At 42.5% G+C, this 13,075-nt stretch carries 11 protein-coding genes and 1 pseudogene; 11 read left to right on the top strand and 1 reads right to left on the bottom strand.

Features of this window, described 5'->3' with window-relative positions; all coding sequences use genetic code 11:
- Positions 1-182 precede the first annotated feature (182 nt).
- The 11 genes and pseudogenes from AAEZ02_RS10695 to AAEZ02_RS10645 form a co-directional block, all read left to right on the top strand.
- Positions 183-1,560, top strand: a pseudogene (locus tag AAEZ02_RS10695) (IS3 family transposase); the annotation flags it as partial.
- 1,061 nt (positions 1,561-2,621) lie between these two features.
- A complete protein-coding gene (locus AAEZ02_RS10690; RefSeq protein ID WP_351123024.1) occupies positions 2,622-3,380 on the top strand; it encodes a response regulator transcription factor in 759 nt (252 codons plus the stop codon).
- 3 nt (positions 3,381-3,383) lie between these two features.
- Positions 3,384-4,058 (top strand): response regulator transcription factor, encoded by a 675-nt coding sequence (locus AAEZ02_RS10685; RefSeq protein ID WP_351123021.1) that lies wholly within the window; start codon positions 3,384-3,386, stop codon positions 4,056-4,058.
- Positions 4,048-5,262, top strand: a complete 1,215-nt coding sequence (locus AAEZ02_RS10680; protein WP_351123018.1) for a sensor histidine kinase — start codon at positions 4,048-4,050, stop codon at positions 5,260-5,262. Before AAEZ02_RS10685 ends, AAEZ02_RS10680 begins: the two co-directional genes overlap by 11 nt.
- Before the next feature lie 422 nt (positions 5,263-5,684).
- The gene (locus AAEZ02_RS10675; protein ID WP_351123015.1) at positions 5,685-6,431 is read left to right on the top strand and encodes an outer membrane protein OmpK; all 747 of its coding nucleotides are present in this window, start codon (positions 5,685-5,687) and stop codon (positions 6,429-6,431) included.
- Positions 6,432-6,460: 29 nt separating this feature from the next.
- Entirely contained in the window at positions 6,461-8,215 is a 1,755-nt protein-coding gene (locus tag AAEZ02_RS10670; RefSeq protein WP_351123012.1) for a flavocytochrome c, read from the top strand.
- Between the two features lie 137 nt (positions 8,216-8,352).
- Positions 8,353-9,333 (top strand): FAD:protein FMN transferase, encoded by a 981-nt coding sequence (locus AAEZ02_RS10665; RefSeq protein WP_351123009.1) that lies wholly within the window; start codon positions 8,353-8,355, stop codon positions 9,331-9,333.
- 126 nt (positions 9,334-9,459) lie between these two features.
- Positions 9,460-9,819 (top strand): H-NS family histone-like protein, encoded by a 360-nt coding sequence (locus AAEZ02_RS10660; protein WP_351123006.1) that lies wholly within the window; start codon positions 9,460-9,462, stop codon positions 9,817-9,819.
- Positions 9,820-9,878: 59 nt separating this feature from the next.
- Positions 9,879-10,244, top strand: a complete 366-nt coding sequence (locus tag AAEZ02_RS10655) for a hypothetical protein (RefSeq protein ID WP_351123003.1) — start codon at positions 9,879-9,881, stop codon at positions 10,242-10,244.
- Entirely contained in the window at positions 10,241-10,576 is a 336-nt protein-coding gene (gene tnpB, locus AAEZ02_RS10650; protein WP_351123000.1) for an IS66 family insertion sequence element accessory protein TnpB, read from the top strand. Before AAEZ02_RS10655 ends, tnpB begins: the two co-directional genes overlap by 4 nt.
- On the top strand, positions 10,552-11,424 hold the full coding sequence (locus AAEZ02_RS10645) for an EAL domain-containing protein (protein ID WP_351122997.1): 873 nt from the start codon (positions 10,552-10,554) through the stop codon (positions 11,422-11,424). Before tnpB ends, AAEZ02_RS10645 begins: the two co-directional genes overlap by 25 nt.
- A gap of 525 nt (positions 11,425-11,949) precedes the next feature.
- Here AAEZ02_RS10645 and proX read toward each other — a convergent pair.
- Positions 11,950-12,984 carry a glycine betaine/L-proline ABC transporter substrate-binding protein ProX gene (proX, locus tag AAEZ02_RS10640; RefSeq protein WP_124012742.1) on the bottom strand — a complete coding sequence of 345 codons (1,035 nt, stop codon included), beginning with the start codon at positions 12,982-12,984 and terminating at the stop codon, positions 11,950-11,952.
- Between the last annotated feature and the right edge of the window lie 91 nt (positions 12,985-13,075).

The following is a 13,075-nucleotide window of genomic DNA, read 5'->3' as shown; positions in this document are numbered from 1 at the left end:
GCGCTTAGCCGTTTTTTGAAGGATGTCTGCATTGAAGAATTGCATGAACTGCTTTTTTAAGGAGATAATAGTCATAGTCTTTATTTATTGGTCATGGTGGTTTTTGGGCGACTATCATCAGATCATAAATAAGGCCTTTTTCTATCTAAAATATAGATTTATCGCTAAAGATCCTGTCTATGAATACCTCAGGGTTAAACGTGTCAAAAGTCAGTTCATCGGATGAAGAAAAGTTTTCAGTAGTATTGGAAACAGCCTCTCTGTCGGCAGTTGAGTTAAGTGAATATTGCCGAGCTAAGGGGTTATATCCTGAGCAAGTCAACGGATGGAAGCAAGCTTGCATTGCCGGTAATACAAGCACAACACTTGCAAGTAAAACCAAGACAACACCTGGACAGAAGACCGACAAAAAACGCATTAACGAGCTCGAACGTGAGTTACGTAGAAAGGATAAAGCGTTAGCGGAAGCGGCTGCTTTACTCGTACTGGGAAAAAAGTTCGATGCCTATTAGAAGGAAAAAGAGGAAGACTGATTTCGCTGACCGATAGGCAAAAGCATGCGCAGTGGGTCAGTACCGCTGTCGCATCAGGCTCGAGACAAGATAAGGCCTGTGACGTGATTGGATTATCAAGTAGAACCTTACAGCGTTGGCGAATAGGCGGTGAGATTAGCGCAGATAAAAGGCCAACCGCAATGAGGCCAGAGCCTGGAAATAAACTGAGTAAGGCTGAAAGACAAGACGTGATTGATGTGTGTAATAGTGAAGAGTTTGCCTCATTACCGCCAAGCCAGATTGTTCCTATACTCGCCGACAGAGGTGAGTATATCGCTTCTGAGTCGAGTTTTTACCGTGTATTGCATGCTGAAAACATGCTGCATCACCGAGGCAAAGCGAAGCCGAGAAATGTTCATAAAAAGCCAACCAGTTATACGGCTAAAAAAGCGAACGAAGTGTGGAGTTGGGATATCAGTTACCTGCCTACAACGGTGATAGGAAAACACTATTATCTGTACATGATTGAAGATATTTACAGTCGAAAAATCGTCGGTTGGGAAATTCAGGTGAGCAAGCAGCAGCACTACTAGAGCGTACCGTCTGGTCAGAGAAATGCTTAAAGAAAGACGTTGTGTTGCACTCAGATAATGGCGCGCCCATGAAGAGCTTGACGATGCGAGCTAAGATGTACGATTTAGGCGTTGTGACCTCACGAAGCCGTCCAAGGGTAATTAATGACAATCCGTACTCAGAATCGCTATTTAGAACGGTAAAGTGTCATCCACGTTGGCCTAGTGAAGGTTTTAAGTCGTTAGAAGCAGCACGTAAATGGGTCAATGAATTTGTTTATTGGTACAACAACGAGCATCGCCATAGCAGGATTAAGTTTGTGACACCAAACCAGAGGCATGATGGTCTTGATGTTGGAATACTGGCGAAGCGAAAAGCGTTGTATCAGACAAAAAGAAATGAACATCCAGAGCGATGGTCAAAAGAAGAGCGAAACTGGCAGCCAATAGGCGCTGTGGAGTTAAATCCAGAGCAACACAAAGAAGCTGCTTAACAATTTAGGCGACAACTGTCTTGAAAAACGCCGGTAACGTGGATACAAATACGATTGAACACAATAAAATAAATTTGATAATCAACATCCTTGTTTTCCTCAATTATTGTTTTTAACTGTTCTAATAACTATAGTGTAGTTAAAATTTATCAATCGATTTTTTGGTTATGTTGATTTAAATTATTACCTCGCAGCATATAACACTTCATATAATATTAGTTCTTGAGCATAGTACAGTACAAGCAATAGCCGTCAGCGCGCGCGGGGATAGAATCAATGCGCCGGATCCTCGATGCAAGGATTAGTGAAGATGCTTTCCCGATATACAACGATCACGGAGCAAATAATTTGTCCTGCATTAGCCACACAGGGTGACCGCTTGAGTGTGCGTTTTTTACTCATAATGAATAATTTAAATACTGAATCACTTTAAATTATTCATGAAGTGATGGCGTACTGAACAAATTAAGTTTTAAAAATATACTAATCCTGTACGTAAAACGTTCGCGATCTCACCCAGCTTAGCCACATGAGCTTGAATATATTACGAGTTGTGGTGTTTTTTTAAATAAATGTGTAATCCATATCCGCTACTTTCTGCCAGCCGTGAATGTTGCCAACCTAAAAATAAACTTACAAATATAATTTGGCCTAGCCTGTTGATATGACATCAGCAGTATTCAATAAAATATGAAAATCATATCAGCATGCCGAATCTGAATGGATTTAGTAAAAAAAGTACGCAAGGATGGCAATCATCACGGATATATATTTAATGTTGAATCGAGTATTCAATCCAATTTGATAAATATAAAATATGACATGTCAAAATTACGTCAAAATAGGAGGTCAAAAATTTAATTTTTTTGTTTTTGTTGTGTAGTTAAAACATCCTCATTATTAAACTGTATCGGTTACCGCTATTTGAGTAAGATTACAGCCATAAGTTTAACAAATTGTAATCCTAAATTGAGTCAACTTGGTTTTCGTCACTGTTTTCAGGTAACTTTGGACTGAAAGTCATCGTGAATAGTTCTGATTGAGTATGAGATGGCGGTAAAATGGAAAAAATAACACTATTGTCGGAAAGCGAACCCGCTCAAAGCAGGTTTCTGGCAGATAGTATTCTCAATAGCATGAAGCCTACTTTTGCCGAGCATGGCTTCGCAGGATTCTGGTTCCAGGGAATCGCCATTAGTGCCTATCAAGACTATCTACAGAACAGCCGAAAGAGCTTGTTGACCCGAAGGATACTTCGAGGTCGTGGTGGTGTGTTAGCTTCATCACCAAAGGTTCAGCAGCTACATGAACAATACGTGACACGCGTCGCGCCTACGGACATTAACTTTGGCGAAGCCTTGCGACTCGAATCCCCTTATTGTTATATTCTATGCGAAAATGGCCAGCCGAATAAAGCTCAAAAACTCTTTAATCGTTATGGCGTCAACACTGTCTTGAGTTGGCCGCTGAAACACTTTGCATCGGATGCCTGGGCTGGTAGGTTTACCCTGCTATCTAAACACACCTACGATGAAATAAATTTTATTGGTTTAGAGACCACACTTAAACAAGCTCAGATGAGTCTATTTGAGCATTTTCATAATGAAATAAACCCTTTTCGGCAATGTAACTTATTTAACCAAACGGCAATCAAGGCACTGAAAATGGCAGCGACGGGACTCCATAATCATGAAATCTCACAGGAGCTTCATATTACTGTTCGCGGTGTGGAATATCATCTTGAATCCATAAGAAATAAATTGTCAGCCAGTAACAGGGCTAATTTAGTTCATATAGCACATCAACTGGAAATTATATAGCGCATGTTAGTTCTCCTCGTCGAAGATAATCGCCTGCTGGCCAAGAATATTATTCATTATTTGGAGCTCAATGAGATCGAGTGTGATTATGCAGAGACACTCACTCAAGCTGAACAGCTCATATTCGGTCTAACTTTCGACGCGATAATTCTCGATCTGAACTTGCCCGATGGCGATGGTATTACCGCATGTAAAAAGTGGAAAGATCAGTGCATAATCTCACCGATCATTATGCTTACCGCGAGGAGCACACTACAGGATAGGTTGTCAGGTTTTGAGGTCGGCGCTGATGACTATCTGGTTAAACCTTTTGCCATGGCTGAGTTAGTTGCGCGTCTTAGGGTCGTATCTCAGAGGCGTCCGTCACCGAAAATACTTACCATCGGTGATCTTGAATTTGATTTTGCCAGACATCATGTGCACAGAAAGGGACAGTTATTGTTACTATCTCGCACTGGATGGCAGATCCTGACTCTATTGGCCCGTCGGAGCCCTGAAACTGTCGAGCGGGAGGAGATCGAACGGATGCTGTGGCCCGATAGTTTGCCAGATAGCGATAGCTTGCGTAGCCACATTCATCTGCTGCGGAAAATTGTCGATAAGCCATTCGAGCAAAAACTTATCCATACGATTAGGGGAATAGGCTTATGTTTGAAGGTAGTCACAGATGAAGCCTAAGCTCAGTTTGAAACGTGTTTACCAGGTGTATGGCTTATGTTTTCTGGCGATAACCTTAATCATCAATAGTTTTATCCCCTTGTGCATGATGTGTACAGGTATGTTCAGCATGCATGAAATTACCATGAGCAATGCGGCTCAAGCGGCTGAGCTCTATACCACTCCCAAAAATAAAACATTTCAAACAGACAATCTCACAGTATTTCCCAGTTGGGAGTCGGTACCTAATAGGGTTAAGACGATTAATGGAGGCGTTGCTCCTGATGCTCCACAAAATGTAAAACACCAGCATACTGATGGGCAGTTTATCGATGCCCTGATGTTGCATCAGGGAGATAACGGTAAAGAGAGCTATGTTTGGCTACATTATAATGCAACACACGATCTTGAATTTGCGCCGAAAAATATGGCCGCTATCTGCCTGCTAGTTATCATGACATTCACCGTAAACGCTATTCTGGCCTGGTATCTACAGAGCCGCGTGATTTCGCCGGTTCATCAGATCAGCCGCGCGATAAAGCAGCATGATTGGCAAAATATGCAGCAATTACGTTTTCCTAAACAATGCTATGCCGAACTTCAGTCGATAGTCGATGCCTTGGATAGTTCAATCAAACAGCTCAAAGAGGCACAACAGCGGGAGCTCTCATTCCTGCGCTTTGCAAGCCATGAGCTCAGAACGCCTATCGCCATATGTCAGTCTTCATTCGATATTCTGACCCTGCAACAAGGGCAACTCACAGGCCCTACCTTACATGCCAGTCAGGCAACAACTCAGATGCAATCGATTACCGAGACACTACTTTGGTTAATGAGTTCTGACTGTAGCCCGATGGACAGCAGTAATGTGAAGTTGGCAAAGTTGTTGGAGAGTATCATCTATGATCAAAAGTTCGCTCAAGGGAGTGATGTCCCGGTCGATCTAAAGTGCGATGAAACTGAATTGTTCGTACTCAAGGAGCCGCTGACTATCGTTTTGAACAACTTGGTGCGCAATAGTTTAGAGCATGGCGCTAAAGGTATCTCTATTGTTCAGACTGGCAATCGAATCGATATTATTAATCCCTTGTCCCTGCATAACTCCAGCGGCTTTGGTCTGGGATTGATGTTGGTAGAACGGTTAGCAAAACAGCTCAATTGGCAATATTCAACCAGTAATGACCATAACTCCTTCAGGGCTATGCTCATCATACGGCCCACTTGATCTGAGTCTTATCTTGATTATGACAGTTTGCTAGTTGGCATGGAGTGTCCACTATATTGAAGTGAGAGTCTCTAAACGCACTTCATTGTCTTAACACCCTCTCTAAAATTTTATTCTTATCACTGACTGTTAATTCCATATTTATTCTTATATTTAGATTTAAATGTTACTTATTTAATAAGTGACTTAATTTTTATTTATGGCTTAGATATATTTATTTATGACGTTCGATATTTTGACGTAATTTTCACATGGTTATTATTTATATATTTTCATTTTTATATTTAAACGTATTTTTGGCAGTTTTACTTCTCTAACCCACACACATTAAATGAACTAAAACTATTACAAGATCTGGCTCACAAAGAATATTAATTATTCATTTATCCTATATGGAAATCTTACAAATAAGGAATATTTTGATGAAAAAGCAACTTGTCACAGCATTAGCCGCTTTAGTGATAGCACCTGCAATGTCAGCAACATCAGTCGATTTGGGATATAAGGCGTACACCTCTGATACTAAGTCTGATAACGGTGGGGCATATGACCAACCTTTTGTTAAATTGACACATTTTAATAAAGCAGACTGGGGCACGCTATTGGCTTATGTGAAGCTTGAGAACCCGGGTGAGATGAAAGAAGCTCAACACGGTGCAGATGGAAAGCTGACCGTAAAGTCCCTGTTTATTATTGATAAGCAGATCTCTGATACAAGTTATAACTTATGGGGACAGAATTTCTTGGTCTCTAACCGTACAGTGATGGAAGACAACCTATATCTGGGTGTGACCACTAACCGTAAGTATGGCGATCTCTTTATCAATGCCGGTATCGGTCTGAACTACTCTGTTGCTCATTTTGATCCAACCGGGGAAAATTTTGATGGGATTAGTGGTTATGCAGCGGTGATTAATGCCAGTTACCCATTTTCTGTAATGGGGCTTAAGCATTCGATATCTGTCAACTATGAAGGGCAGATCGACCGTGATGAAGACCATATGAGCACCTTAGGTTATGACAGCTACGGACATCAGCTCATCACCACATTAAAGACAAGTATGACGGAGTCATTCTATACCAAGTTGCACATGACCCATTTCGATAGCTGGGGATCAGCGCCTAATGATGGCATCGAATATGGCGTAGCGGTTGGTTTTACCTTCTAATATCGGATTGATCTAATAGGAATAATAAAGTGATTAAAAAAACAATTATCGCCAGTGCAATTGTCGCTCTGGTCATGGGCTGCTCACTTAAAGAGAGCGACCAGTTAACGAAGAGCGAAGGTTCTGCATTCGGTAAGCATGGAGAAATTCAGGTTCAGACCGAAACTAAAAATGGCAAGTTTGTCGATATCAGTATCCTGAAACAGAATGAAAATAAGGTATTGGCGGCGTCGGTATTTACCGAAATGAAAGATGCAATGATTGCCAATAACAGTACCGAGGTCGATGGCATCAGTGGCGCGACGATTACCAGTGGTGCATTTAGAAAGGCTGTTGAGAGCTCTCTTACCACAGCTGGCGTTACCTTAGTTGCCGGTATGGTCAAGAGCAGTGATAAATCGGCAGAACTAGTTGCCAGTGAACAAAATTTCGATGTCGTTATCATAGGTTCAGGCGGTGCAGGTTTCAGCGCCGCGATCACGGCTAAAAATGCTGGTGCTAGCGTAGTGATTATCGAAAAAATGCCAACGGTTGGTGGTAACAGCTTGATCACCGGTGGTCAGATGAACGTGCCAGGTAACTGGGTCCAGAAGAAGATGGGCATCGAAGACAGTATCGATCTGTTTGTCAAGGATACCCTAAAGGGCGGTGACTATTTGGGTGATCCTGAGATGGTACAGATTTTGGCCGAGCAAGCATTACCAGCCGCAGAGTGGCTAAGGGATTATATTAAGGTCGATTTTTACAAGGATCAGCTATTCCAATTTGGTGGTCACAGCGTTAAGCGTGCACTGATCCCACGTAACCATACTGGCGCGGAGTGGATCAGTAAGTTTATGGCAAAAACGGATGAACTGCAGATCCCTATCCATACCCGTACGACAGCAACAGCGCTGATTAAAGATCAAAATGGACGAGTGATCGGTGTTGAAGCTGAGAAGAATGGACAGCAACTCACTTATTACGCCAAGCGTGGCGTGATTATGGCAACCGGTGGTTTTGGTGCTAATGTTGCGATGCGCACCAAGTATGTCCCTGAACTGGATAGCCGCTACGGTACAACTAATGCTCGTGGGATCATGGGTGACGGTATCGTGATGGCCGAGAAGCTTAACGCTCAAACACATAACATGAAGTCTATCCAGACTTATCCTATCTGTCATATCGATAGTGGAGCGATCTCTTTGATCGCCGACTCGCGCTTCTTCGGTGCCTTGCTGGTGAATAAGGAAGGTCATCGTTTCGTCGAAGAACTAGAGCGTCGTGATGTTATCAGCCGTGCAATTCTGGCCCAGACCGATCAGCAGACTTATGTACTTTGGGGGAGTGAGATTGAAGATATTGCCGGTGTTGTCGGTGTGCATAAGGATGAGTTCGCCGAGCTTAACCGTAAAGGCATGATGTTTAAGGCAGACTCAATCGAAGAGTTGGCTCAAAAGTTCGGTGTTGATGAAAAAGCGCTGATGGCTCAGGTTGGACGTGTAAATCAGTTTGCTAAAGCGGGTGATGATAAAGAGTTCCATCATCGTGGTGGACTAAAAACTATCATGAAGCCTCCATTCTATATGCTGGTGGCTAAGCCCTCTGTTCATCACACTATGGGTGGCTTGATGACAGATACCCATACTCGTGTATTAGATACACAAGGTAAGGTTATTGCTGGTTTATTCGCAGCTGGTGAAGTTACCGGTATGACCCATGGTTCGAACCGCTTGGGTGGTAATGCCATTACCGATATTACCGTGTTTGGCCGTATTGCAGGTAAAGAAGCTGCCGCACAATAATCGATAGCTTCTGCTTAAAATAAGTATTCCGTTCAACTAAGTTGAACGGAATACTTATTTTGAGTATAAGGAATGTTTTGAAGGCTAATATGAAACTTTGTGTGAAACTCCTAACGATGTGCTTGTTGGTGTCATATATGTTCCAGTCTCGGGCATGGGCGCATATCAATATCGAGCAGATAACCGGTAATACGATGGGGACGACCTACACGATACAGTTGCGCCTGCAGAATAATCTAGCAACGAAACAGCAGATAAAGGTATTAGTGGAGCAGGAACTGGAGCGAGTGAATAGCGCTCTGTCAGTTTATCGTTCAGATTCTGAAATATCTATATTGAATTTAAATGATACTGGAAACCCTATTCTGGTATCTGAGCGTCTAAGGGATGTATTACAGATTTCAAAGACGATATCTTCACAAACCTATGGGGCGTTCGATGTGACATTAGGGCCAGTGATTGAGTTCTGGGGGTTTGGTGTTAAGGCCAGAGATCTGCAGAATAAAGATCGTGGTCAGCTGGAGTTGGCTCGATCGAAAACAGGCATGGATGGATTTACCCTGAGCTCGAAAGCCATTACGAAAGTGATTCGAGGGCTAGAGATAAATCCTTCGGCTGTGGCGAAAGGATATGGCGTGGATCGTGTTGCCAAGATACTCGATGGTGCGGGTGTACTTAATTATCTGGTCGAGATAGGCGGAGAGGTGCGGACTCGCGGAGTTAGTGTCAGAGGCAGAGACTGGACCGTTGCTGTTACTCGTCCAGAGAAGTTTAGCCTGGAGATACAGCAACTGATCAATCTTAAAGATATGTCTATGGCGACCTCGGGTAGCTATGTTAATTATATCGAGAGCGGTGATAGACAGTTGAGTCACATTATCGATCCGACAACCGGGATACCGGCTGAAAATAGTCTGGTTTCGGCGACCGTGCTTCACCAGCAGTGCGCCGTAGCCGATGGTTTTGCGACTGCTATGATGATCTTGAGTGTAGAACAGTCGATAAATATTGCCAATGCAATCGGGCTGCCGGTCATGCTTATCGAGCAGACTAACACGGGGTTGAAGACCCATTTTAGCAAGAGCATATCTCCCTACTTATCTATACGAGGGCTGTAATAGGAATAATTGGAAGCAATGGAATTTGACCACTTTAATAATTATTAAAATTGAATCTCTTTGTGTATTCATTACAAATTGAAAATCAGTTATATTGCTGCAATATAAACTTATCAGGGAAATACAATGTCTGAATTTTTAGAGAGCTTAACTCATGCTCGTCGTTTAAAAGCTTCGGTTAAAGAGTTATCTGTTGCAGAACTAAAAGATGTGTACGAAAAGTTAGGCAAGATCGTTGCTGAAAGAGAAGAAGAAGCGAGTGCTGAAGCTGAAGCAAATGCTGAGCGTATCGCGAAAATTGCAGAGCTTCAGAAGATGATTGAGTCAGCTGGTTTGTCACTTGGTGATCTTGGCGGTGTTGCTGCTAAAGTAAAAAGCACAAGAGCACCACGTCCCGCTAAATATTCAATCGTAGTTGAGGGCGAAACTGTCACTTGGACAGGGCAGGGTAGAATGCCAACTGTATGTGAGCTTACGGCAGCATAGTTCAACTTCTATCTTGTAAACTGATTTAATGATCGCAACTCAATAATCAGGATGCAATCATGTCAACATTAGATCCCTTATCAACCCTCACAACAGCTTTTGAATGCTGGCGTAGCAACAGGAATAGTCGTCAAGCTCCAACCCCCAATACATTGCGTGAACACGCCGTCGGATTACTCGAACATTATTCTTCTAGCAAAATAACATCCGCACTACGGATTAGTGGCGGCCAGCTTAAACAGTGGCGAAATAGCGTAAACCCTCAACTCAGTCCCCACCAGTTTGTGCACCTACCCATTTCAACCTCATCTGCTCAAACCACTTTTAACGTAGCGCTCCAATTTGCTCACGGAGATACCATGACTTTATCTGGCGTTGATGATATACAAACCCTTATTTCGCTGATCAGGGCGTTGAAATCATGATACATCTTACCGCTGAGACGCATATCTTAATCGCCATTGCACCTGTCGACTTTCGTCAGGGAATGGATGGTTTAGCGGCACTATGCCGTTATACATTAGCGGCTAACCCTCGCTCTGGCTCGGTGTTCGTCTTTATTAACCGAAATAAAACCAAGGTGCGTGCATTATCATATGATGGCAGCGGCTTTTGGTTGATGACCAAGCGGTTGTCAAAAGGCAAGTTTGTACATTGGCCAGGCTCAAAGCAAAAAATTGAACCGTTCATCGCCAAGCAGTTACGGCAGCTGTTGCTGAACTGCGATCCAATGTGGCAAAAACACGATCTTATTTAAGTCAAAAAGCAGCGATATTAGGCCGTATCCATATCTATCATTCAGAGGATGAGTTGTTAGCCAAACGCGATGGTGAATTCCGTTGGGTTAATGAGCTAAAAGATGCGTTAAATGAAAATAGATTTGAACTCTATGCACAGCCTATTGTGTCGCTCTCAGACCCATCGCAAAAGCGTATCTATGAGGTATTACTCCGATTGCGCACTCGAAGCGGAGAAATAGCTCCCCCTGGCGCATTTCTACCTGCCGCAGAACGCTATAACTTGTCAGAAGCGGTAGACCGTTGGGTAGTTGATCATACATTTTCTTGGATGGAACTGCATTTTAAACATTTAGATAATGTTGATCATTTAGCTATCAACTTGTCAGGAGCATCATTAGGGAGTCACACGCTGCTCAGCCATATTATGCAGCAAATCAGATTACATAATTTACCGCCAAGTATGATCAAGTTTGAAATAACAGAAACTGCTGCAATTAGTAATTTGAGAGATGCGACCGTATTTATCAAAACATTATGTGAGTTTGCGTTGGATGATTTTGGCAGTGGTTTATCTTCATTTGCCTACTTGAAAAATTTACCTGTGAGTACATTGAAGATCGACGGTATGTTCGTTAAAGATATTTTGGACGATCCGATCGATGAAGCTATGGTTAAATCAATCAATGATATTGGTCATGTCATGGGTATGAAAACGATTGCTGAGTTTGTTGAGAATGATGCTATCAGGCAGCGATTACAGGAAATGGGAGTCGATTTCGCCCAAGGTTATGGGATCGGTAGACCAGTCCCGATCAACGATATTTTGCAACATCAGAGTGCTGTGGTTCATTTAAATTGGCCTTAAAGGACTATTTCTCACATAAAAAACATATCGCAAATTGATATATATATTGTCGGTGAGTAACAGATCTAACACAGAAAGAGGCTGAAATAAGTTCGATCACAAGGTCTAACTCAAGGGATATTGATTTGCAAAAGTATCACAATAGAATATACGGTAACACCCAAATCAGTTGCCCAGTTGGCGTTACTTGGCTTATATATTTCTAAATACTGTGATCAAATAGAACAACCTTTGGTGACATGATTAAGCACTGGTAGACCTGTACCTTTGGACTTAAATAAGCATCTTTATTTTTGTTATGATTTATATTTTAAAATAATGTGTTGAGTTCAAAAAAATGAAAACAACTTAGGCTTGTTTCTTTGATCGATCATTGCCTTTTAAAGGGCTACATACTTATTAGCTTTGTACCTTTTAAAAAGCGGTTGCATACGTTTCACCAAACACCTGCTTTTTTGTGAAAAAAATAACCCGCAAGCACGGTACGTGTGCTGCGGGTTACACATAAGCTATTGCTGGTTGAGACTATTTAGCCGCGTTGCGTGCTTCAGTAAGCCAACCGTTCCATTTATCTTGGTTTTTGGCAATCCACTCATCCACGTGGCCTTGAATATCCTGCGTACTCTTTTCGCCTTCGTTCATCCGAGTGTTTTGTTCGTTGATATCGCCAAGTGGCAGAGTGAATACCTCAAAAAATTTCCTTGCTGCCGGATTCTGCTTAGTGAATTTTTTGTTGGCGACTATCTGGATGTCAGAAACAACAAAACCAAGTTTTACCGGGTCAGAAACCGCACCTTCAATTCCACTTACTGTCATCCGTTCAACACCAGAACGTTGAGCTTCGGATGGCTTAATTTCAGGCACGTTTATCCAGACAACGTCCTTGCCTGGCTTCAGTTTGAAAATGGTCCAGTTTGGTGCCCAAGTATAGAAGAATATTGGTTCACCATTGTTATAACCCGCCATCGCTGATGCCATTCCTGCTGCATATGAAGCGGTCACCGGATTGATAGCATCTTTGAGATCGTATACATCCATATGGTGGCTGATAACTTTTTCACATCCCCAGCCTGGAGGGCAAGCGGTCAAATCGGCTTTGCCATCACCATTGGTATCAAATGCTTTTTTCACCTCAGGACGTTTAAAATCCTCCAGAGAGGTAATATTATATTTATCTGCCTCTTTTTTAGACACCAAATAGCCCTGCAGACCACCGGCCTTAACAACATAACCAACTTTCTCACCTTTGTCGTAAAACCCTTTCGGCATCTGGCCGTCATGATTTGGAAACCAGCCATTGGTCCAGTAATCTACATCACCGAGAGTCAGTGTTTTGTAAAAGATCGGATTCGACAGATCTTTAGGTTTTTCCACATCATACCCAAGAGTTTCAAGACCTCGTCGCACCAGAGCTTCCTGAAAAAAGCCGGTGTCCCACGTGGCCCGTGCAGGTTTGACGGTTATGCCTTCTCCTGGCTGGTGATTATCGGCAAGAGCTGCTGACCCGGTCATGGTCATTGCAGCTAAAGCTACACCCATTATTACTTGCTTAATTCTCATTTTCGTTCCTTATTTTTTTGTTGCCATAGATTGGGTCATTCTCTTTAAATGATTGCCAATAATAGACCTGTGCCTTTGAACTTAATTAAGC

Origin of the sequence: Shewanella sp. T24-MNA-CIBAN-0130 (assembly GCF_040310185.1) — a bacterium.
Lineage (GTDB): Bacteria > Pseudomonadota > Gammaproteobacteria > Enterobacterales > Shewanellaceae > Shewanella > Shewanella psychromarinicola.
This window is presented reverse-complemented; position numbering and strand designations above follow the sequence as displayed.

What these genes read in the sequence shown, in the direction of transcription:
- AAEZ02_RS10690 (WP_351123024.1), top strand. Translation starts at nt 2,622, where the DNA reads ATGGAAAAAATAACACTATTGTCGGAAAGCGAACCCGCTCAAAGCAGG.
- AAEZ02_RS10685 (WP_351123021.1), top strand. Translation starts at nt 3,384, where the DNA reads ATGTTAGTTCTCCTCGTCGAAGATAATCGCCTGCTGGCCAAGAATATT.
- AAEZ02_RS10680 (WP_351123018.1), top strand. Translation starts at nt 4,048, where the DNA reads ATGAAGCCTAAGCTCAGTTTGAAACGTGTTTACCAGGTGTATGGCTTA.
- AAEZ02_RS10675 (WP_351123015.1), top strand. Translation starts at nt 5,685, where the DNA reads ATGAAAAAGCAACTTGTCACAGCATTAGCCGCTTTAGTGATAGCACCT.
- AAEZ02_RS10665 (WP_351123009.1), top strand. Translation starts at nt 8,353, where the DNA reads ATGTTCCAGTCTCGGGCATGGGCGCATATCAATATCGAGCAGATAACC.
- AAEZ02_RS10660 (WP_351123006.1), top strand. Translation starts at nt 9,460, where the DNA reads ATGTCTGAATTTTTAGAGAGCTTAACTCATGCTCGTCGTTTAAAAGCT.
- AAEZ02_RS10655 (WP_351123003.1), top strand. Translation starts at nt 9,879, where the DNA reads ATGTCAACATTAGATCCCTTATCAACCCTCACAACAGCTTTTGAATGC.
- tnpB (WP_351123000.1), top strand. Translation starts at nt 10,241, where the DNA reads ATGATACATCTTACCGCTGAGACGCATATCTTAATCGCCATTGCACCT.
- proX (WP_124012742.1), bottom strand. Translation starts at nt 12,984, where the DNA reads ATGAGAATTAAGCAAGTAATAATGGGTGTAGCTTTAGCTGCAATGACC.